The 20,130-nt window shown below is 44.7% G+C and carries 22 protein-coding genes and 3 tRNA genes; 16 read left to right on the forward strand and 9 right to left on the reverse strand.

The annotated features are described in order from the left end of the window. Positions 1 to 67 precede the first annotated feature (67 nt). Genes ICV90_RS05195 through ftsB form a run of 4 tightly spaced genes read left to right on the forward strand, consistent with a single transcriptional unit; the run spans position 68 to position 4,256 of the window. The gene (locus ICV90_RS05195) at positions 68 to 1,729 is read left to right on the forward strand and encodes a CTP synthase (protein WP_215356782.1); all 1,662 of its coding nucleotides are present in this window, start codon (positions 68 to 70) and stop codon (positions 1,727 to 1,729) included. 9 nt (positions 1,730 to 1,738) lie between these two features. Beyond that, positions 1,739 to 2,602: a 3-deoxy-8-phosphooctulonate synthase gene (kdsA, locus tag ICV90_RS05200; RefSeq protein WP_215356783.1), complete on the forward strand. Its 864-nt coding sequence runs from the start codon at positions 1,739 to 1,741 to the stop codon at positions 2,600 to 2,602. Between the two features lie 41 nt (positions 2,603 to 2,643). Next, a complete protein-coding gene (gene eno / locus ICV90_RS05205; RefSeq protein WP_215322172.1) occupies positions 2,644 to 3,930 on the forward strand; it encodes a phosphopyruvate hydratase in 1,287 nt (428 codons plus the stop codon). 20 nt (positions 3,931 to 3,950) lie between these two features. After that, the gene (gene ftsB / locus ICV90_RS05210; RefSeq protein WP_215356784.1) at positions 3,951 to 4,256 is read left to right on the forward strand and encodes a cell division protein FtsB; all 306 of its coding nucleotides are present in this window, start codon (positions 3,951 to 3,953) and stop codon (positions 4,254 to 4,256) included. A gap of 4 nt (positions 4,257 to 4,260) precedes the next feature. Here the strand turns inward: ftsB and ICV90_RS05215 are convergent, their stop codons facing one another. Then, a complete protein-coding gene (locus ICV90_RS05215) occupies positions 4,261 to 5,226 on the reverse strand; it encodes an Hsp33 family molecular chaperone HslO (protein ID WP_215356785.1) in 966 nt (321 codons plus the stop codon). A gap of 65 nt (positions 5,227 to 5,291) precedes the next feature. Between ICV90_RS05215 and gltX the strand changes: the two genes are divergently transcribed. The 4 genes from gltX (at position 5,292) to ICV90_RS05235 (ending at position 7,080) form a co-directional block, all read left to right on the forward strand. Continuing rightward, entirely contained in the window at positions 5,292 to 6,689 is a 1,398-nt protein-coding gene (gltX, locus tag ICV90_RS05220) for a glutamate--tRNA ligase (protein ID WP_215356786.1), read from the forward strand. A 78-nt stretch (positions 6,690 to 6,767) separates the two neighbouring features. Next, positions 6,768 to 6,843, forward strand: a tRNA-Ala gene (locus tag ICV90_RS05225). 32 nt (positions 6,844 to 6,875) lie between these two features. Next, positions 6,876 to 6,951 (forward strand) — tRNA-Glu (locus ICV90_RS05230). Between the two features lie 52 nt (positions 6,952 to 7,003). Continuing rightward, positions 7,004 to 7,080: transfer RNA gene (locus ICV90_RS05235), tRNA-Asp, on the forward strand. Between the two features lie 36 nt (positions 7,081 to 7,116). Here the strand turns inward: ICV90_RS05235 and ICV90_RS05240 are convergent. Further along, positions 7,117 to 7,971, reverse strand: coding sequence for a carboxylesterase (locus ICV90_RS05240; RefSeq protein ID WP_215356787.1), 855 nt, complete (start codon positions 7,969 to 7,971; stop codon positions 7,117 to 7,119). A gap of 58 nt (positions 7,972 to 8,029) precedes the next feature. Here ICV90_RS05240 and ICV90_RS05245 point away from each other — a divergent pair, with 58 nt between their 5' ends. Next, complete coding sequence (locus tag ICV90_RS05245; protein WP_215356788.1) at positions 8,030 to 8,500, forward strand: DUF4118 domain-containing protein; 471 nt, start codon at positions 8,030 to 8,032, stop codon at positions 8,498 to 8,500. A 63-nt stretch (positions 8,501 to 8,563) separates the two neighbouring features. Here ICV90_RS05245 and ICV90_RS05250 read toward each other — a convergent pair whose 3' ends face one another. Further along, on the reverse strand, positions 8,564 to 9,160 hold the full coding sequence (locus ICV90_RS05250) for a hypothetical protein (RefSeq protein WP_215356789.1): 597 nt from the start codon (positions 9,158 to 9,160) through the stop codon (positions 8,564 to 8,566). Positions 9,161 to 9,322: 162 nt separating this feature from the next. Between ICV90_RS05250 and hyi the strand changes: the two genes are divergently transcribed. From hyi to ICV90_RS05275, 5 genes are all read left to right on the forward strand, one after another. Then, complete coding sequence (gene hyi / locus ICV90_RS05255; RefSeq protein WP_215356790.1) at positions 9,323 to 10,102, forward strand: hydroxypyruvate isomerase; 780 nt, start codon at positions 9,323 to 9,325, stop codon at positions 10,100 to 10,102. Between the two features lie 15 nt (positions 10,103 to 10,117). Continuing rightward, positions 10,118 to 11,017, forward strand: a complete 900-nt coding sequence (gene glxR, locus ICV90_RS05260) for a 2-hydroxy-3-oxopropionate reductase (RefSeq protein ID WP_371743811.1) — start codon at positions 10,118 to 10,120, stop codon at positions 11,015 to 11,017. A 9-nt stretch (positions 11,018 to 11,026) separates the two neighbouring features. After that, positions 11,027 to 11,611 (forward strand): YqiA/YcfP family alpha/beta fold hydrolase, encoded by a 585-nt coding sequence (locus tag ICV90_RS05265; RefSeq protein ID WP_215356791.1) that lies wholly within the window; start codon positions 11,027 to 11,029, stop codon positions 11,609 to 11,611. 83 nt (positions 11,612 to 11,694) lie between these two features. Further along, positions 11,695 to 12,264 (forward strand): HNH endonuclease, encoded by a 570-nt coding sequence (locus ICV90_RS05270; RefSeq protein ID WP_371743812.1) that lies wholly within the window; start codon positions 11,695 to 11,697, stop codon positions 12,262 to 12,264. A 254-nt stretch (positions 12,265 to 12,518) separates the two neighbouring features. Next, positions 12,519 to 13,265, forward strand: a complete 747-nt coding sequence (locus tag ICV90_RS05275) for a DUF3108 domain-containing protein (protein WP_251367695.1) — start codon at positions 12,519 to 12,521, stop codon at positions 13,263 to 13,265. Positions 13,266 to 13,267: 2 nt separating this feature from the next. Here the strand turns inward: ICV90_RS05275 and ICV90_RS05280 are convergent, their stop codons facing one another. The 6 genes from ICV90_RS05280 to mltG form a co-directional block, all read right to left on the reverse strand. Continuing rightward, complete coding sequence (locus ICV90_RS05280; protein ID WP_215356792.1) at positions 13,268 to 13,789, reverse strand: ion channel; 522 nt, start codon at positions 13,787 to 13,789, stop codon at positions 13,268 to 13,270. Positions 13,790 to 13,862: 73 nt separating this feature from the next. Beyond that, entirely contained in the window at positions 13,863 to 14,570 is a 708-nt protein-coding gene (locus ICV90_RS05285) for an ankyrin repeat domain-containing protein (protein WP_215356793.1), read from the reverse strand. Beyond that, positions 14,567 to 15,358 (reverse strand): TatD family hydrolase, encoded by a 792-nt coding sequence (locus ICV90_RS05290; protein WP_215356794.1) that lies wholly within the window; start codon positions 15,356 to 15,358, stop codon positions 14,567 to 14,569. The genes ICV90_RS05285 and ICV90_RS05290 overlap by 4 nt, the downstream gene beginning before the upstream one ends. Before the next feature lie 31 nt (positions 15,359 to 15,389). Continuing rightward, the gene (locus tag ICV90_RS05295) at positions 15,390 to 16,511 is read right to left on the reverse strand and encodes a DNA polymerase III subunit delta' (protein WP_215356795.1); all 1,122 of its coding nucleotides are present in this window, start codon (positions 16,509 to 16,511) and stop codon (positions 15,390 to 15,392) included. After that, a complete protein-coding gene (tmk, locus tag ICV90_RS05300) occupies positions 16,512 to 17,150 on the reverse strand; it encodes a dTMP kinase (RefSeq protein WP_215356796.1) in 639 nt (212 codons plus the stop codon). A 12-nt stretch (positions 17,151 to 17,162) separates the two neighbouring features. Continuing rightward, positions 17,163 to 18,236: an endolytic transglycosylase MltG gene (gene mltG / locus ICV90_RS05305; protein ID WP_215356797.1), complete on the reverse strand. Its 1,074-nt coding sequence runs from the start codon at positions 18,234 to 18,236 to the stop codon at positions 17,163 to 17,165. Between the two features lie 20 nt (positions 18,237 to 18,256). Here mltG and ICV90_RS05310 point away from each other — a divergent pair, with 20 nt between their 5' ends. Then, complete coding sequence (locus tag ICV90_RS05310) at positions 18,257 to 19,264, forward strand: folate-binding protein YgfZ (RefSeq protein WP_215356798.1); 1,008 nt, start codon at positions 18,257 to 18,259, stop codon at positions 19,262 to 19,264. A gap of 8 nt (positions 19,265 to 19,272) precedes the next feature. After that, entirely contained in the window at positions 19,273 to 20,130 is an 858-nt protein-coding gene (locus ICV90_RS05315; RefSeq protein WP_215356799.1) for an NRDE family protein, read from the forward strand.

Genomic DNA, 20,130 nt, shown 5'->3' on the forward strand with positions numbered 1-20,130 from the left:
CGATTTTGAAATTCCCCCGCCCCTGATGGCTATCGTTATAATTACTTTTTCCAACAGAGCTTAAGCGATGACCAAATACGTTTTTGTCACTGGTGGTGTGGTTTCTTCTTTAGGGAAAGGAATCGCAGCTGCCTCGCTTGCCGCGATTCTTGAATCCCGCGGCCTGAAAGTCACCCTCCTAAAATTAGACCCTTATATCAACGTTGACCCGGGCACTATGAGCCCGCTCCAGCACGGAGAGGTTTTTGTAACCGAAGATGGTGCTGAGACCGATTTAGACTTGGGTCACTATGAGCGCTTTGTTTCTGCAAAGATGCGCAAAAGCAATAATTTCACCACTGGCCAGATTTATGAGTCAGTTATCAGCAAAGAGCGTCGCGGTGAATATCTTGGAAAAACAGTGCAAGTTATTCCGCACATTACAAATGAAATCCAAGCTTTTGTAGAGCGCGGCGCTAAAGCTAGTCATGATGGCAAAGCAGATGTTGCTATTTGCGAAATCGGCGGTACCGTTGGTGATATCGAATCACTACCGTTCTTAGAGGCTGCAAGACAGATGAGCTTGCGACTACCTTTGCATGATTGCGCTTTTGTTCATTTGACTCTCGTGCCTTATATCCATAGCGCCGGTGAGTTAAAAACGAAACCAACGCAACACTCTGTTCAGAAGCTTCGTGAAATTGGCATCATGCCGACAGTATTGCTCTGTCGTGCTGACCGACCAATTCCTGAAGATGAGCGTGCAAAGATTTCTTTGTTCTCTAACGTTCGTGAAGAAGCGGTGATTTCAGTTTGGGATGTAGATACGATATATAAGATTCCTGAAATGCTCCAAGCCCAAGGCATGGATGATTTAATTTGCCGCCAACTAGATCTAAAAGCGAAGCCGGCAGATCTTTCTGTGTGGGCTAATCTAGTTTATGAAATGGCAAATCCACAACATGAAGTGACCATTGGTATGGTTGGTAAATATGTGGAGCTAACAGAGTCTTACAAATCACTTATTGAAGCCTTGCGTCACGCCGGCATTCATACGCATACCCGCGTCAATATTAATTACATCGATTCCGAAGTCATTGAAAAAGATGGCATCGATTGCTTGCAAAATCTCGACGCTATTCTGGTTCCCGGTGGCTTTGGTAAGCGCGGTACTGAAGGAAAAATTGCCGCCATTCGTTATGCGCGTGAAAACAATGTTCCTTACTTGGGAATTTGTTTGGGTATGCAATTGGCTGTGATTGAATTTGCACGCCATGTAGCGAACCTCACAAAAGCTAATAGTACCGAATTCGCCCCTCAGACCGAACAGCCTGTTGTTGCTTTGATAACTGAATGGCTTGATAGAGAAGGTAAGGTTGAAAAGCGCACTAACGACTCTGATTTAGGCGGCACTATGCGTCTTGGTTCGCAACGCTGTCCCGTTAAGGCTGGTACCTTGGCGCATCGTATTTACGGTCCCGAGGTAAACGAGCGTCATCGTCATCGTTATGAGGTTAATAACACCTATGTGCCTCTGCTAGAGAAGTCTGGTTTGATTATTTCAGCTAGAACCCCTAATGAAGAGTTGCCGGAGATGATGGAATTACCTGCATCTATGCATCCTTGGTTCTTTGGCGTGCAGTTTCACCCTGAATTTACTTCGACCCCACGGGATGGTCACCCTTTGTTCTCAGCATTTATTAGCGCTGCACTTGAGCACCAAAAAGCTGCTGAAAAGCAGGCTGCATAAAGGAAGAATATGAGTGCATTTAAGCTGTGTGGCTTTGACATTGGTCTCGATCAACGCTTCTTTTTAATTGCCGGCCCATGCGTCATCGAATCAGAGCAATCTGCTATTGATATTGCGGGTCAATTGAAAGAAATTACTGCTGCTCTGAAGATCCCCTTTATCTACAAGTCATCGTTTGATAAGGCCAATCGTTCATCAGGAACGTCTTTCCGTGGTTTAGGTATGGATAAGGGCTTAGAGATTTTGGCTAAGGTTAAAAAGCAAGTTAATGTTCCGGTGCTTACGGATGTTCATGACATCAGTGAAATTGCTGCCGTAGCTAGCGTTGTAGATGTATTGCAGACCCCGGCATTTTTATGCAGACAAACCGACTTCATTCGTGCCTGCGCTCAAAGTGGCAAGCCCGTGAATTTTAAAAAGGGTCAGTTTCTTTCGCCGCACGAGATGCTGAATGTTATTGAGAAGGCCCGAGTAGCTGCAGCCGAAAAAAATCTTCCAGATCAATTTATGGTTTGCGAACGTGGCGCCTCCTTTGGCTACAACAACCTGGTTTCAGATATGCGTAGCTTGGCAATTCTGCGGGAATCTAACGCGCCAGTAGTATTTGATGCTACTCATTCAGTTCAATTGCCTGGAGGTCAAGGCAACTCTAGCGGCGGTCAACGTGAATTCGTACCCGTTTTGGCGCGTGCTGCTGTAGCAGTCGGCATTAGCGGCCTATTTATGGAAACCCATCCTGATCCAGCAAAAGCATTATCCGATGGACCGAACGCTGTTCCTTTGGATCGCATGAAAGATCTGCTTGAGTCTTTGGTAGCTATCGACAGCGCCGTTAAATCATCGGGAAGTTTTTTAGAAGACAGCTTTAAGTAAATTATTACAACCCATTTCATATTGTTTTAAGGAGAAGGTGCATGAGCGCCATTGTTGACATCATCGGTAGAGAAGTTCTGGATTCACGCGGCAACCCAACGGTTGAGTGCGATGTTTTGCTTGAGTCAGGCGTTATGGGTCGTGCGGCCGTACCTTCTGGAGCTTCCACAGGATCTCGTGAGGCAATTGAGTTGCGCGATGGAGACAAGACACGTTACTTGGGTAAAGGTGTCCTTAAGGCTGTTCAAAACATCAATATTGAGATTGCAGAATCCATTCTTGGACTTGATGCGAGTGAACAAGCTTTTCTTGATCGCACCCTGATTGAATTGGATGGCACTCATAACAAAGCACGCTTAGGTGCTAATGCAACGCTTGCTGTTTCTATGGCTGTTGCTAGAGCTGCAGCTGAAGAAGCGGGCCTGCCTTTATATCGTTATTTTGGCGGCTCTGGCGGTATGCAGTTGCCAGTACCTATGATGAATATCGTGAATGGCGGTGCTCATGCCAATAACAGTTTGGATATTCAAGAATTCATGGTGATGCCAGTTGGAGCTGAAAACTTCCGTGACGCACTCCGTTGTGGAGCAGAGATTTTCCATGAGCTCAAAAAGATCTTAGGTGCTCAAGGTATGCCGACTACTGTTGGTGATGAGGGTGGTTTTGCGCCAAACTTCAAGAGCAATCACGAATGTTTGCAGACCATCATGAAAGCAATTGAGGGTGCAGGCTATACGGCAGGCGAAGATGTTCTATTGGCCCTAGATTGCGCTGCTAGTGAGTTCTACAAAGATGGCAAATATCACTTGTCAGGCGAAGGTCTCCAATTAAGCTCAAGCGAGTTCTCTGATTACCTTGGTAACTTGACAGACCAGTTCCCAATCGTTTCGATTGAGGATGGCATGCATGAAGGTGACTGGGATGGTTGGGCTGACATTACCAAAAAGCTTGGCAAGAAAATTCAATTGGTTGGTGATGATTTATTTGTTACAAACACCCGCATCCTCCAAGAGGGAATAGACAAAGGCATTGCCAACTCTATTCTGATTAAGATTAATCAGATTGGCACTCTGACAGAAACGTTTGCTGCTATTGAGATGGCTAAGCGCGCAAACTACACTGCTGTGATTTCCCATCGCTCTGGCGAGACCGAAGACAGCACCATTGCAGATATTGCTGTTGGCACCAACGCAGGTCAAATTAAAACCGGTTCTTTATCTCGCTCTGATCGCATTGCTAAATATAACCAACTGTTGCGTATTGAAGAAGATCTGGGTGATGTGGCAACTTATCCAGGTAAATCTGTTTTCTATAACCTCAAACGCTAACTCAGAGTTCTTAATAGCTTATGCGGATCGTCATCTACTCCATGCTGGTATTGCTATTAGCAATCCAGTACCCACTTTGGCTGGGTAAGGGTGGATGGCTAAAGGTTTACGAGATGGAGCGTCAGGTAGAGCTTCAAGAGGCTAAAAATAGTCTGTTGGCTCTTCGTAATGCCAAGCTATCTGGCGATGTTAAAGATCTGAAAGATGGCACTCGAGCTATCGAAGAGCGGGCCCGTGTTGAGCATGGCCTAATTAAAGAAGGTGAGTTTTTCGTACAAATCTTGCCAGCGGATAAGACATCAACTTCCCAAGCCACAAAACAGTAACTTTTTAATGACCGCTAGATGGCGGCCTTGTAGCATCACTCAATAAATCAGTTTTAAATACCTGCAGGCAATCAACCGCATCAAAGCGGTATGGTTTTGCACAGAAATCACAGACGGTTTCCACGGCTCCTTGCTCTGCAAGAATGCCTTGAACCTCTTCTTCACCAAGCATTCGCAAGATATCCGCAACCTTAGTACGTGAACATCTACAAGCAAAACGAATTGGGCGAGCAGGGAAGCTGCGTACACCGTTTTCGGCGGACTCTTCTAAAAATAAACGCCTCAAAATAGTCTCTGGTGGAAGCGTTAACAGCTCTTCATCAGTAATTGTTTCACCAAGCGTTTGAATACGTGACCAGCCTTCAGCAGCAACCTGCGGATCTAGATGTGCATGACCCCCAGAATTTGGTAAACGCTGTAGCAATAAGCCGCCAACATGGGTATCGCTGGAAGTAAGCCAAATGCGTGTGTCTAATTGTTCGGAGTTTTGCATATACAGGGCTATAGCCTCTGCAGCGCTGGTGACCGGCTTAATGACTGCACCTTGATGATCTTGTAGCGCTACGATGCCTTGGTAGGGTGCCTGTCCTGGCTCACGGTCTGCTGGATCTAAGGTGATCACCAATCTTCCGCTGCCGCTAACATCCAGTAGATCGGCCAAGGTTGCGTCGGGCATTATTTCAGAGGGGTCTACTGAAAGCTTGACTGTAGCCCTCATGGACAAGTCAGACTTACATTCCACAACCAGAAGCTGTATAGGACCCTTGCTTTGCGCTTGAATGATTAGGGTCCCATCAAATTTAAGGCTGGCACTTAGAAGGGTAGCTGCACCAACGAAGTCGCCTAGTATCCGACGGACGGCAGGGGGGTCATTACGACGCTCTAGAACAGCCTGCCAGGCACTTCCAATTGACACAATTTCCCCACGAACTGGGGCGCCATCGCACATAAAGACTATTAATTCATTCATAGGGCAAAGTATCCACTTTTTTTCGGTTTTAGTCACAGTAAGCCTGACCTGAGATAATGTGATTTATGCATATTCGTACACGTTTCGCCCCAAGTCCCACGGGCTTTATTCATCTGGGAAATCTTCGCAGCGCTCTGTATCCATGGGCCTTTGCACGCCACAATCAAGGCGACTTCATTCTTCGGATTGAGGATACTGACCTTGAGCGTTCATCGCAGGAAGCAGTAGACGTCATCATCGAAGGAATGGCGTGGCTCGGCCTTGATTTGGATGAAGGTCCGATCTATCAGATGCAGCGTATTGATCGATATCGTGAAGTAGTAAAACAAATGCTGGATTCTGGATTGGCCTATCCGTGCTACATGAGCGAAGAAGAGCTCAATAAACTCCGTGATCAGCAAATGGCAAATAAAGAAAAGCCGCGCTATAACGGACTTTGGAGACCTGAGCCTGGCAAAACATTGCCGCCTGTTCCCGAAGGTGTAAACCCAGTAATCCGTTTTAAGAATCCTATTGGTGGGTCAGTAATTTGGAATGACGCCGTCAAAGGTCAAATAGAAATTAGCAATGATGAGTTGGATGATTTGGTTATTGCTAGACCAGACGGAACGCCTACCTATAACTTTTGCGTAGTGATTGATGACATGGATATGAACATCACCCACGTTATTCGGGGTGATGACCACGTCAATAACACCCCAAGACAAATTAACATCATGAAGGCGCTTGGTGGAACCCCGCCTGTCTATGCCCATTTGCCGACCGTCCTCAATGATGCCGGTGAAAAAATGAGCAAGCGTAACGGTGCGATGAGTGTGAGAGATTATCAAAAGGCAGGTTACCTACCTGATGCAATCCTGAATTACCTGGCACGTTTAGGCTGGTCTCATGGCGATGCTGAGGTATTCACTAAAGAGCAATTTGTCGACTGGTTTGATTTGGAAAGTTTAGGTCGCTCACCAGCGCAACATAATCCAGAAAAATTACTTTGGTTAAACCATCAATATATTCAGAATTCGGAACCAACCAAACTAGCAGCTGCAACTAAGCCATTTGCTCATCAGATGGGCATTGACACAGAATCCGGCCCAGACTTTGTTCAGGTAGTTGGTTTATTAAAAGATCGCGCAAATACTTTGATTGAAATTGCAGAAGGGGCTAAGCTGTTCTATTTGCCCGCTCCCAATTTAAGCCCAGAGCAAATCAAAGAAAATATTGCCGAAGCAGTTATTCCTGCATTGAAGGATTTGGTTGAAGCTATTTCAACTGCTGAGCCGACTAAAGAAGCTTATGCGGCTGTTTTTAAGCAAATATTGGCAAAGTACCAAATCAAAATGCCAGCATTAGCAATGCCAGTTCGATACGCATTATTTGCCACTACGCAGACCCCAGCCATTGATTCCGTATTGGTTGTTTTGGGCAAGGAAGAAGCTGTCAAAAGGCTTTCCAAGGTTATCCAATAGAGAATTTGCGCAACTGCACAAAAATAGGATAAAATCTTGGATTGTTTTAGATGTGTTGTAGTTTTATTGCGGGATTTCGGGGGTATAGCTCAGCTGGGAGAGCGCTTGCATGGCATGCAAGAGGTCAGCGGTTCGATCCCGCTTATCTCCACCAAGCATTTAAAATAGTTTTACGTAGTAGTCCAAGTCCCCATCGTCTAGAGGCCTAGGACATCACCCTTTCACGGTGAGTACGGGGGTTCGAATCCCCCTGGGGACGCCAGATTCTTCTGGTAGAAGTAAAGTTGTATGATGTTGTGTTACGCGATGTATTTGGAGCGGTAGTTCAGTTGGTTAGAATATCGGCCTGTCACGCCGAGGGTCGCGGGTTCGAGTCCCGTCCGTTCCGCCAAGACAAATTAAAAGCCCCCTTAATCGGGGGCTTTTTCTATTCGTAGCCAGCTCTTAATTTAAGAACTTTGCGGTTTTCACTGGTTGCTGGAGCAAATTGATGCCGTTCAACTGCGCTAGTTTGTGCGATGAAGTTCAACACTTCGTTCAAAACAATTTCACGCTCGTTATCGATTGTGACAATATGGTAGCTATTTCCCAGCCATATAACGCGACGTACCTCTGACCTGCAGTGCTCAAGAATTTCTTCTGCTGACCATACTGAACATGTGTCGTCCTCCACGGACTGAATTAAGAGCAATCTACATGTAAGATTTTGTAGGTTATTTTTGGCGCTAGACATAAGACCCTTGGCCTCATGAAGATGGCGCGCTGAAATTGAGGCTGCACCTACCTCAGAGACTTTGGAGGTTTTAAACTTTTCGCTAATGCGGCGACGCAAATCAATATTCTTGACACCAAAAGGCTCTCGCTCCGAGTATTCCCATTTGCGCACGCCAAAAAAATAGAAAAAATCGAGAATGGGTCTATAAAACGGCACAGACCAGCCATCATATTTAAGAACAGGCGACATTAGCACTAGAGAAGAGATATCCGTTCTTTGCGTAGCCACTAGGGTTGCCAATGTAGCGCCCATGCTAATTCCCGCCAAATTAACTGTCGAGTAGATTTCCTTCTGCGCGTCAATAATTTGATGGAGTTCCTGAACCCAGCCACCATATTTGCTTGCGGGACCTCCAAACAAAAAACCTGGAATCTCTGGAATCAAAACATCATGACCGGCGACCTCAAGAAAGCGGGGTAGTTGTCCAAGCTCTAAGCCGCTGCCATTAAGGCCGGGGATAAGAATGGTGAGATCCTGCTTGGAGTGAGAAATAACTGGCTCTAACATCGAAATATGGGCTTATTCAAAGAGATGGGTTAGGATACACCGAAATAGGTAAATAAAGATGAGACATAACTTAAACGCAAAACGCTGGTGCTCCAATAAACGCCATGGTTATTTAGTCGCAGTTTTTGGGGTTTTAATCGCCTTTTCTCTACGCTACATCCTTCACCCCTTATTAGGCGGATCTTTACCTCTATTTTTCTTTCAAATTAATACCATTGTGATTGCGTATTTTTTTGGTATCTTCCCGGCGCTCCTTACGCTTGCCTTGAGTGCCCCATTACTAATCTTTTTCTTTATGGAGCCTTTTGGGGCGCTTTCAGTGGTCGACCAAAGGGATGTAACCACCTTATTTGTTTATCTCTCATATACCTTATTAACTGGGGTACTAGTAGAACTTCTGCGCCGTGAGCAATACAACGCAAAAATGGCTGTGTTGGTCAGTGAAACTAGATTAAAGCTCATGGTTGAGGGGGATCAAAAAATGCGTAGCGTCATGAGAAGGTCGCTTACAAAAAGCTCTGCTGAGTAGTTTACTTTTTGCCGAAGCAGAGTAATCCTGACCTTTGACTCTACAAAGGTCAGGTCAAGTAGATTACTTCTTAGGCGTGCTAATAGATGCAGCCATTGCGTCAAAGTAAATCACTTTCACTTGCTCGCCAACATTGATATCCGCCAACAGAGCAGGGTTCTTAACTGCAACAGTGGTGATTTTGCCGCTAGGGCCCTTAACGGAAACTAGTTTTTTCTCGCGATTCACTTCAACAATATCGGCAATGATGGTTGTTTTATTGGTGATCGTCTCAGATGGCTTTTCATCGGCCTTAGATTTGGTTACCGTGTTGGTTTCAACTTTTGAGCGAACACCATCGCTCTTAGTCTTAATTAACTCAATAGCTACAGCGAGTTCATAACTTACACTAACTCGATCGCCTTTTTTGATCTGTGCAAAGTTGGTGATGTCAGGACCGGCAACAAACTTAGATTCGCCCTCCTTATTTTTAAAGGTAATAGTGCGTGTCTTCTTGTCGATCTTCACTACTTCGCCTTCATAAAGCTGGTAACGATTATCAGTTACAGCAGCATCGATCACTGTAGGCTTGGCCGCTGGCGTAGATTGAGCAAAAGCCGAAGAGGATCCAATAAAAAGGGTGGCAATAATCAAAGCAATCGGAGCATATTTAGTATTCATTATTTTCCTTGTATGTAAAAGGTACTAAATTCAATCTTAGCCTATTTTGAGAGCTAATTTGGCCCATAAAGTCAGATAATCGTTGATGAGGCTTAAATAGTTATCTTTTGTTAATATCTCACATCACATTGTTTTGCCTTATTTTGTCTACAAGGAATTTAAATGCCCCAATTCGCCGCCAATCTCACGATGCTTTTTAATGAAGTGCCATTTATGGAGCGTTTTGAAAAAGCAGCGAAGTCTGGATTTCAGGCTGTGGAATTTCTCTTTCCTTATGCCTTCTCTACTGAAGATATCAAGCAAAAGCTAGAGCAAAATAAACTCAAATTAGTTCTTCATAATTTACCTGCTGGTGATTGGGATGAGGGTGAACGCGGCATTGCCTGTTTGCCAGATCGTGTTGCAGAATTTCAGGAGGGCGTTGCTAAAGCTATTCAGTATGCAAAAGCGCTTGATGTTAAGCAGTTAAATTGTTTAGCCGGAAAAATTCCCGCCGGTGCTGATTTAGAGTTATTGCATAAAACATTTATTTCAAACTTACGTTATGCAGCCGATGCTTTAAAAGAAGTCAATATTAAACTTCTCATTGAGCCAATCAATACATTCGATATTCCAGGCTTTTATTTATCTAGAACGCAGCAGGCCTTAGATATCCTGAAAGAAGTGGGCTCAGATAATTTATTTATTCAGTATGACATCTACCATGCCCAGCGTATGGAAGGTGAGCTCTGCAAAACTATAGAAACCAATCTTTCTAAAATTGCACACATTCAATTGGCGGATAACCCTGGCAGAAATGAGCCAGGTACTGGAGAAATTAATTATCCGCATCTATTTGAGTTCATCGATAGCATTGGGTATCAAGGCTGGATTGGTTGCGAATACAAACCAGCATCCAATACTGAAGCAGGATTAGGCTGGATTAAAAATCTAAATAAATAACAATACGGAAACATTATGAGTAAGCAATTAAAGCTAGGATTTGTTGGTTTGGGAATAATGGGTGCGCCCATGGCAGGCCATTTAGTCAATGCAGGGCACGAAGTGTTTATCAACACTCGCAGCAAAGTTCCGGAAGGACTAGCGTCTTCATCTGCAGTGCAATGCTCTTCACCTCAAGAAGTTGCTAGCAAAGCCGACATTATTTTTACTATGGTCCCAGACACTCCTGATGTTGAGAAGGTGCTGTTTGGTGACAACGGAATAGCATCTGGCCTTACCAAAGGGAAGATTGTTGTTGATATGAGCTCCATATCACCAATTTCTACTAAAGAGTTTGCTAAGAAAATAAACGCATTGGGCTGCGATTACTTGGATGCTCCGGTTTCAGGCGGCGAGCTTGGCGCAAAAAATGCAACCCTTTCTATTATGGTTGGTGGAGATGAGGGTGTTTTTGAGAAGGTGAAGCCTGTATTTGAATTGATGGGCAAAAATATTAATCTCGTAGGTAGCAATGGAGATGGTCAAACGGCTAAGGTAGCTAACCAAATCATTGTTGCCCTGAATATTGAAGCTGTAGCAGAAGCGCTCTTGTTTGCCTCTAAAGCTGGCGCTGACCCTGCAAAAGTACGGCAGGCTTTAATGGGTGGTTTTGCAAGCTCTAAGATCTTGGAGGTCCATGGCGAGAGAATGGTCAAGCGTACTTTTGATCCCGGTTTCAGAATTGAATTGCATCAAAAAGATTTGAACCTCGCTCTCAATAGCGCTAGAGCTTTGGGTGTTTCATTACCCAATACGGCTACGGCACAGGAATTATTTAATTCATGTGCAGCTCATGGCGGTAAAGCCTGGGATCACTCAGCAATGGTGCGCGCTTTAGAGAAGCTTGCAAACTTTGAAATTGGACAAAAGGCATAAGCTAATCCTATGTCTTCAACTTTAGTAGTTTATTTGCATGGTTTTCGCTCCTCCCCAAGATCGAGTAAAGCGGTCTTGACGGGGGATGCAGTAAAAGCCTTATCCACATTAGAGAATCAAATTGAGTGGTATTGCCCTCAGTTGTTAGCTTCACCAAAGGCCAGCATGGATATGGTGACACAGTATATTGAAGCATCAACACATGATCATTTGGTGGTTATCGGCTCTTCTTTGGGTGGCTACTACACCAACTACTTGGCCGAGAAATTTGGCTGTAAAGCTGTCATTCTTAATCCGGCAGTTAGAGCGCCAAAAGAGTTGGCGCCGCAAGTTGGAATGTTGACCTCATACGATACCAACGAGCCCTACGATTTCCGCCCAGAATATATTGATGAACTAAAGGCGCTACAGGTTGAAGAGATTAGTATCCCGTCGCGTTACTTTCTAATCGCCGCAAAAGGTGACGAGCTCCTTGATTGGCAAGAAATGGTTGATTTCTACAAGGGTTCAGAGCAGCTGGTACTTGAAGGAGGTGACCATGGTATTTCAGATTACCCAGTTCATTTACCCAAAGTTCTGAATTTCATCTCTTGATAGTGGATTGATTGCTGCCCGCTTCTTCTGTAAGATGATCGAAACGACTGCCGCTCATTTGCGCTGTCTAGAAAGGAGAGTTTGTGCTGAGCATCTTGAAATTAGACGCAGGTGGAATTCCCCAGGGCTGGGTTAATGCAGAAGAAGCCACCAAACAATATGCAGATAGTAGCGTTTTGTGGACTTTAGGTGACCCCATTTTTCAGATGCGCGGTGGCATTTCAAGATCCACCGGTAAACAATCCATTATCGAGTTGCACTCCATCATTGCGGTAAAGGGAAGTGCCAAGATAAATCTTTTTGATGTGGTTCCCGTAATTACAAAACATAAACTGTTTAAGCGTGATCGTGGACTATGCGCCTATTGTGGCGATGCTATACACGAAAACCAAGCTGAAGCCGAGCACATCATTCCCAATAGTCGCGGTGGTAAATACAGTTGGATGAACTTGGTTATCTCCTGCAGGCCTTGCAATCAACATAAAGGCAATCGCACTCCAGAGCAGGCTGGCATGTCCCTGTTGTATACGCCATATTTACCCAGCCTCTATGAAGACATGATTCTAAAAGGGCGCAACATTTTGGCGGACCAAATGGACTTCCTCGCAGCTAATTTACCTAAGAATAGTCGCCTTCTAGAAGGTCTGATCTGAGCTTGAGAATAGGGCGGTGTAATTCATTTCATCCGCCCAAGACATATTCCTTCAGAATCATTCTTGCAGCTTTGCTGCTATCGGTATTAGGGCATCTCACTCTTTTTTTTGGACTTCCTTTTATTTCTTTTTCTGCACCTGCGCCAATCGCAGATGACTTAATCATTAGGACCGAACTAAAAGTAGATCCCCCAAAGAAGATTCAAATTACAAAAGCCCCCAGGAAGATTCCAAAAAAAACTGAATCATCCAACGTGGTTGAAGACTTAAATTCAACTGCAACCGGTCAGCAGGGTGGCGACTCCAATCAGGCGGGCGTAGCTTTCAAATTACCCGAGTCAGGCATCATTTATTACGACTCTTACGTGGATGGTCAAAAGTATCAAACCGGTGAGATCGAATGGAGGGTTGATGGCAATACCTATCGACTCTATATCAACATCCCGTATGCATTTGTTGGCCCGTTTGTTTTTGAATCTCGTGGCTCGGTTGATTCCTATGGAATAGCACCAATTCTCTATTGGTCACAACGGGGCACAAAAACCCCTCGTTATTCACGCTTCGATCGAAATGAAAGTGGGCGAGGGCAGATGTTCTTCTCCGAGAAACCTGAGTTCACTCCGGAAATATTGCCTGGAACCCAAGATCGTTTCAGCTTAATGTTCCAGCTAGCCTCATTATTAAATGGGGATAGCAAATTGGATGAGGCAGGGTCTATTCGGCAAATTCCGGTGGTTGACTACAACACCCTAGAGATGTGGAACTTTAAGAGCTATGGTGAGGTGACTTCAGAGGATATTCCCAGCCTAGGCAAGGCTGTAAATCGTCATTACGCCTTAATGCAACGAGAAAATGACCCTTACAAGCGCCAGGTAGACATCTGGCTTGCAAAAGACCTTGAGTGGCTACCAGGGCGCATTCGCTCTCAAGAATCAAATGGAAGGGTACTAGAGCTTGTTTTCAAGCAAAAGAACCCTATTGCAACTGTAGTTACGCCTTAATTCTAAAAACCAGATCCCGATCTCGGGTTTTGATTATTGTGTCCTAGCAGTGCACCCATCATTGTGTACAGGGCGGCACCTGACATTGATACTGCAAAAATCCCTGAAAAAGAGATGATGATGGGCAGAATACGCCACTGCTCTGATAACTTGTAATCACCATATCCAACAGTCGTATACATTTCACCGGCAAAGTAAAAGGTTTGCGGGTTGGTTGGGAACACCTTTAAGGCTACGCAAATGTAGGCCCAGACTACGATTTCAGCTAAATGGATAGTAATAACTAAGAGTATGGCTGCGAAATACGACAGAAAGCTTGCTCCAACAATGCGCCGTCTCGTCATGACTTGATCGATAGCATGAAATGCACCAGCAATGCCCAGAACAGCAACCGCATGAACAGCCAGCATCAGGCATGCACTTACGACAATCACCCAGATCTGACCATTGCCCATATCTGTATTGATCTCATTGAATAGGGTTCCAAAGCTAGGAAGGTCAGTATTTTGAAAAAGGCTAAGCATGATCGTTCTTGAGTGGGTTGGATTACAAATTTATCTTATTTGACATAATAATGATTATACGCAGATAGGCATATCAGGATTTAGGCTGACCAAGAACCTTAGGCGCCACATAAGGCTGCTTATAAAGCTTCTGCCAGCGTGAACTTAAGCCTTCTGCAATCCATGGCTTCTCGTAAATGAGTGCAATATCAATTGCTGTAAATCCTTGTGAGTTAAGTACCTGCAGATCGGCCCCTTTATCTAGCAATAACTTAACCAATGCTTCATTTCCAGACTGAACCGCCATCATTAGAGGCGTTGTATTGCCAGGACTAGGAGCATCAACAATAGCTCCGTTGGCGAGCAAATACTGGGCAACGTCAAGGTGACCCCTTGAACATGCGTAATGCAATGGAGTCCACCCTATGTGATTAATTTGAGCTTTTTGTACCTGTATGAGGCTCTTTACAAGGACTAAATTGCCCTCAATGGATGCAATCATGAGTGGTGTTTCGCCGAATTTATTGGAAATATCCACATCAGTAGCCTTATTAGTCACTAGAAACGTGATGACATCCACAGACTTGTCCTTAATTGCTAGATTCAGCATTAATTCACCTTTGGCATCGATTGAATTCGGGCTAACACCTTTAGAAACCAGAGATCTAACGGTAGAAACATCGTTAAATTTAGCTGCTTTGGCGAAATCAGCAATATCAGCATCTGATTGGGCTAAAGCGAAGTTGTTTAGGCTAAATAAAACACCAAGCATGCAGATAATTATCTTAATCTTATTTCTCATGAAAATTTCCTATCTATATGAAAACATTCATAAAAATTACTTGAAGTTTGATTAGCCAGGTCTTCAATGGATACACCTTTGAGATTGGCAATATATTCACCGACTTTAGATACCCATGCAGGCTCATTTGTCTTGCCGCGATATGGGATGGGTGCCAAATAAGGTGAATCTGTCTCAATGAGCATTCTATCCAGGGGCACCTGTTTACAGGTTTCTTGGAGTTCTTTAGCGCTTTTGAAGGTCACAATACCCGAAAAAGAGATAAAAAACCCCATATCCATGGCCGCCTTTGCAACATCGTAGGATTCAGTAAAGCAATGCATCACCCCACCAATTTGTTGGGCGCCCTCCTCTTTGAGGATTTTGATGGTGTCCTCAGAAGCAGCTCTTGTATGGATGATGAGAGGCCTCTTAGATGCAATGGAAGCTCTGATATGGGTTCTAAACCGCGCTCGTTGCCATTCCATGGACTCATAACTGCGATCACCCATCCGGTAGTAATCAAGTCCTGTTTCGCCAATTGCAACGATTTTAGGATGCTTCAAAGCCGTCTCAACCAGAAAATCAAAGGTAGGTTCAGGGGTGTCTTCGTAATCAGGATGAACGCCAACAGACGCAAAGAGGTTGGGATGATCTTGCGCTAATTTAAGTACGTTAGGAAAGTCCGGCAAATCAACCGATACACACAAAGCGTGACTTACTTTGGCCGACTGCATATTGCTCAATACTTCCGGTAAACGGGATTGAAATTCCGGGAAATCGAGGTGGCAATGGGAGTCTATGAACATGACTCGTTATTTTAGACTGCCTGAGTTAATTCTATGAGCCAAAAATCTGCTGGTATTGAGAAAGCAATGCTTCTAACTGGATGCGGCTGGCTAGAGGATGATTTTCATGGCGACGAGCCTGTACCAGAGACTTCCATAGCTGGAGCATTTTTTGAACGTTTACTCCTTTTGAAAGGCCCTGAAGGGTAGATATGTGCTTTGGGTAATAACGTGGTGCACCACCTTGGGCAACTGACTGCAAATCTGAGATCCAGCGTTGCATGCTTGCCAAAAGAAAGCCGTATTGAGCCTTGTATGTCTTCTCAGCTGCATCTAGCCAATTCATTCCCGCACCCTGAGCCATCGATTGCAATAAGTAGCGTGATGCCTGAATTGATAGCGTGAGCTCATCCTTCTCATCTTTATTGTGTCTTGCGATCAAAGAGCTCAACACTGAGAATGGCGCCCCACCCTGCTCATCGTAAATGGTCTCGACATCCCCATCATTCACTTTTAGGCCGTTAATATTATTCACCTGGGTTTTTAGCCAAGCCAATCCTTGCTCACGATCAGGGCGTGGTGCAGTCAGAAGTCGGCAGCGCGATCTAATAGTAGGTAAGACGCGATCAACACGATCGGCTAACAATATAAAGATGGTGTTGGCTGGAGGTTCTTCTAGAGATTTTAATAAAGTGTTAGCGGAGTCCGTGCGCAACATTTCTAAGGGATAAATCAATATCACACGATTACCACCGCGATGTGAGCCAATGGAAAGATTTTCTATGGCATGACGGGTTTCTTCAATGGAGATATTTTTCTTCTCCTTTTTTTCGCTTGAATCACTATCATCATCACGTGCCGCTTTACCTCTTTTAGGTGCGTCGTCACCTTCATAATCAGCGTGAGGTAGGAGCTTTCGATGCGTTTCAGGAACTAAAGCAATAAAGTCCGGATGGTTGCCCGTATCAAACCAGTGGCAGGCTTCGCATTGATTACAGGGTTTTATTGCTGCATTTGAATTCTCGCAAAGAAGTGCCTTTGCAAGCTCCACAGAAAACGCAAACTTACCGATACCAGACTGGCCATGCAGCAAAATCGCATTGGGAAAGTTGGCAAAATCCAAGCTTTCCCATAAAGGCTTAAGCCAAGGCGCCATCAGATTATCTTGCTTCACTTAAATCGCAATCTGAATAAGTTTCAGACCGTCCCAAATAGCTTCGGGGGTTTTCGTTGCATCGACTAGATGAAAGCGTAATGAATCATCCTTGGCTCTTCTCAAGTATTCCTGACGAACTCTTTCGAAAAAATCTAGATCCATCTTTTCAAATTTATCTGGGGCACGAACCTTGGAGCGTCGTGCCTCTGCAACCTCTCCAGGTAAGTCAAATAGGATCGTTAAGTTGGGTTGCAAAAGTGAACCATCAGGGCGACCCTGAACCCAGCGCTCTAATTCATTTAACTTTGCTAAGCTCAAGCCGCGACCACCGCCTTGGTAGGCGAAGCTAGCATCTGTAAAGCGATCTGAAATAACAATCTTTCCTGCCGACAGCGCTGGCTCAATGACCTGTGCAATATGTTCACGACGTGCAGCAAACATTAATAAGGCCTCAGTTTCCAAATTCATGGGGGCATCTAAAAGTAGATTGCGCAATTGCTCGCCCAAACCAGTACCACCAGGTTCACGTGTCATCACTACCTCCTTGTTTGGGTAGCGCTCTTGCATCAAATTTCTAAAGGCGTCGACGTGCGTACTCTTTCCTGCGCCATCGATACCTTCGAAACTAATGAAATATCCGTTTTGTGCTGATGTCATAGTCAAATGAATTTAGTTGGCGCCCTTTCCAGGCGCAATTTTGCGTTGATACCGATCTACTGCAGACTCATGCTCTTTTAAGCTTTGAGAAAAGTGACTACTACCATCACCCTTGGCTACGAAAAATAAGGCCTCGCTTTTAGCAGGATGTGCAGCTGCCAAAATAGAGTCCTTACTGGGCATTGCGATGGGGCTAGGAGGTAAACCTTTATGCATATAGGTATTGTAGGCAGTGTCTTTGCGTAAATCCGCTTTCCGCAAATTTCCATCAAATTTAGAGCCTATTCCGTAGATAACCGTAGGATCGGTTTGAAGAGGCATTCCTTTATTGAGTCTATTTATAAATACCGCAGAAATCATATCCCGATCGCTTACGCGGCCAGTTTCCTTTTCGACGATGGAAGACAGAATTAAGAGTTCATAGGGTGTTTTTAAGGGAAGCCCAGGCTCCTTTTGTTCCCAAGCCTGGTTTAGCTGCTTTTGCATGGCTTGTGCGGCTCGGCGATAAATATTTAAATCCGGTTCATCTGGGTCAAATATATAGGTATCAGGAAGAAAAAGTCCTTCATCACTGGGGTAGCTAAGATTGAGGGATTGCAGCAAATTCTTATTGCTCATACCCTTGGTTTGATGGATGAGAGCTGGGTGCATATCGATGATGCTCCGCAGTTGCCAGATAGACATACCCGGAATAATCGCAATACTTTCCCTCACTCGGTCACCGCGTGCTATTTGCAGTAACACTTTTCCGAGGCTCCCTCCTACTGGAAACATATAGGTGCCAGGCTTTAGTTTTGATCCCACGAAAATACTTCTAGCGCCAACCTGGATAGTGAATTTATTGATCGATAAGCCTTGCTCACCCAACTGATCGGCAATGCTAGAAAGGCTTGAATTCGGATTAATCTTCACTTTATAAACAGGTGCGCTATCGACATTGGGAGTGTTGGGCACCACTGGCAGTAAAAAAATACCGCCATAAATTAGACCTAGGAAGATTAACAGAAGGGCAAACCAATACTTGAGACCTCGATCTTTTGACTTTTTCTCAATAAATAGAGATCTGCTCTGAATTTTTCTGCTCATCAGGCTATGATAAAAGGGTCATGATAAATACCCCAAAAATTGAGCAAAACTGGCTAAATAACCTTACTTCCCTACCCTGCAATTTGCCGCAGTGGGGATTGATCCAGGTTGAGGGCCCAGATGCTGCAAGCTTTTTACAAAATCAATTAACAAATTCAGTTTTGGGGCTTAACCGCACCCTTCCCGGTCAAATGGCCCAAAATTTTTCGGGTGTCCGCCTAGTAGGTTATTGCAGCCCTAAAGGGAGATTGCTTGCAAGCGCATGGCTCGGACTGTTTCCATCTGACGAGAACGACGAAGATTGCTTTGCTTTATTTATTTCGAAAGATATTGCCGCAAGTACAGCAAAACGCTTATCCATGTTTGTATTGCGCTCAAAGGTAAAAGTTACCGATGTAACCGAGGATTGGATTATTTCTGGGCTGCATGGTTCTGAGAATCAGGTTGTCGAATTTAAGCTAGATCCTAGCGCTATAGCCTTACGCATGCCCGATGTTTTGGCAAGCAATCAATCGGTTGCACGTCTTTTGTTTGCAATGCCCGTTGATAAGCAATCGAGTGCACTCGATTCTAGTGAACTGCTTGAAGCATGGAATGAGCTTGAGGTCTTAAGTGCTATCCCTAGAATTGTTCAAGTAACACAGGAGCAATTTGTTCCCCAAATGATTAATTTTGAATCTGTGGCCGGCGTTGATTTTAAAAAAGGGTGTTATCCAGGCCAAGAAATCGTTGCTCGTAGCCAATATCGTGGCGCCATCAAGCGTCGACTGCAAATTGCCCATATAGATAGAAGTAGTTCAGATGAAAAATTGGCCGTGCCGGGCGCTGAACTTTTCCACTCCAATGACCCCTCCCAGCCAGCAGGAATGGTTGTTTTATCTGCACATTCTCCAGGGCATAAGGAGCGCATTGACCTTCAAATTGAGTGCAAGTTAGAGGCGCTTGAGAATGGGGAAATTCATCTTGGTAGCGCTGAAGGACCTGTGTTAAAAATAGATTTATTGCCCTACCCTTTGCTCGAAATTTAATAACCCTTATGTGCCTTATTCTCTTCGCTTGGAATTCTCACCCAGAATATTCACTGGTGGTAGCAGCGAACCGTGATGAGTTTTATGAGCGCAATACCGATGGCGTTTCATGGTGGTCTGAACATCCCCATGTTTTAGCTGGCAGAGATCGTGCTGATGTATTGGGTAGTCCTGGAACCTGGCTGGGATTTACCAAGACAGGAAAATTTGCAGCCTTAACGAATGTTCGAGCGCCTAGCGAAAAAAATCCCGATTCTAGAACGCGTGGTGAACTATCTTTGATGTATCTCACTGGCAATGAGCGCCCCTCTGAATTTATCCAAGGCAATGCAAAACGCTTTCAGCAATACAACGGTTTTAATCTTTTGATGGCGGATTTAAGTGACCCAGCAAATGCCGAAATGCATTGGGTTAGCAACCGCATGATGATGGGGCAAAGTATTCGTCCACGCAAAGTTTTTCCACAGCAGACGTTAGAGCCAGGAGTTTATGGTTTATCCAATGCCATGCTTGATACCCCGTGGCCCAAAGTAAATCATCGTGTAGCCGCATTTGCTCAGGCTTTGGCAATGGATCAAGGACAACTTAAAAATGCAGATCCGTATTTAAAGCTATTAGCAGACACCCATCACGCCAGTGATAACGAACTTCCAAGCACGGGGGTTAGTCGCGAATGGGAGAAAGCACTCTCACCAGCGTTTATTAAAACTCCTGCTTATGGAACGCGTTCAAGTACAGTTTTAAGGGTGAGGAAAGATGGTCAGTTTGAGATGGTGGAGCGTCGCTTTGATGCTTCAGGAACTGTAGGCCATGACGTTGTTACAGGTGCCCTTAGCTCTGCATCAGATTCAAATTTATCCGTGTAG

Origin of the sequence: Polynucleobacter sp. JS-JIR-II-b4 (genome assembly GCF_018687815.1) — a bacterium.
Taxonomy (GTDB): Bacteria; Pseudomonadota; Gammaproteobacteria; order Burkholderiales; family Burkholderiaceae; genus Polynucleobacter.

Coding starts and splice junctions, on each gene's coding strand:
- ICV90_RS05265 (WP_215356791.1), top strand. CDS start 11,027: ATGTCTTCAACTTTAGTAGTTTATTTGCATGGTTTTCGCTCCTCCCCA.
- ICV90_RS05280 (WP_215356792.1), bottom strand. CDS start 13,789: ATGCTTAGCCTTTTTCAAAATACTGACCTTCCTAGCTTTGGAACCCTA.
- hyi (WP_215356790.1), top strand. CDS start 9,323: ATGCCCCAATTCGCCGCCAATCTCACGATGCTTTTTAATGAAGTGCCA.
- ICV90_RS05195 (WP_215356782.1), top strand. CDS start 68: ATGACCAAATACGTTTTTGTCACTGGTGGTGTGGTTTCTTCTTTAGGG.
- ICV90_RS05315 (WP_215356799.1), top strand. CDS start 19,273: ATGTGCCTTATTCTCTTCGCTTGGAATTCTCACCCAGAATATTCACTG.
- ftsB (WP_215356784.1), top strand. CDS start 3,951: ATGCGGATCGTCATCTACTCCATGCTGGTATTGCTATTAGCAATCCAG.
- tmk (WP_215356796.1), bottom strand. CDS start 17,150: ATGACATCAGCACAAAACGGATATTTCATTAGTTTCGAAGGTATCGAT.
- ICV90_RS05245 (WP_215356788.1), top strand. CDS start 8,030: ATGAGACATAACTTAAACGCAAAACGCTGGTGCTCCAATAAACGCCAT.
- eno (WP_215322172.1), top strand. CDS start 2,644: ATGAGCGCCATTGTTGACATCATCGGTAGAGAAGTTCTGGATTCACGC.
- ICV90_RS05215 (WP_215356785.1), bottom strand. CDS start 5,226: ATGAATGAATTAATAGTCTTTATGTGCGATGGCGCCCCAGTTCGTGGG.
- mltG (WP_215356797.1), bottom strand. CDS start 18,236: ATGAGCAGAAAAATTCAGAGCAGATCTCTATTTATTGAGAAAAAGTCA.
- kdsA (WP_215356783.1), top strand. CDS start 1,739: ATGAGTGCATTTAAGCTGTGTGGCTTTGACATTGGTCTCGATCAACGC.
- ICV90_RS05290 (WP_215356794.1), bottom strand. CDS start 15,358: ATGTTCATAGACTCCCATTGCCACCTCGATTTCCCGGAATTTCAATCC.
- gltX (WP_215356786.1), top strand. CDS start 5,292: ATGCATATTCGTACACGTTTCGCCCCAAGTCCCACGGGCTTTATTCAT.
- ICV90_RS05240 (WP_215356787.1), bottom strand. CDS start 7,971: ATGTTAGAGCCAGTTATTTCTCACTCCAAGCAGGATCTCACCATTCTT.
- ICV90_RS05310 (WP_215356798.1), top strand. CDS start 18,257: ATGATAAATACCCCAAAAATTGAGCAAAACTGGCTAAATAACCTTACT.
- ICV90_RS05250 (WP_215356789.1), bottom strand. CDS start 9,160: ATGAATACTAAATATGCTCCGATTGCTTTGATTATTGCCACCCTTTTT.
- glxR (WP_371743811.1), top strand. CDS start 10,118: ATGAGTAAGCAATTAAAGCTAGGATTTGTTGGTTTGGGAATAATGGGT.
- ICV90_RS05285 (WP_215356793.1), bottom strand. CDS start 14,570: ATGAGAAATAAGATTAAGATAATTATCTGCATGCTTGGTGTTTTATTT.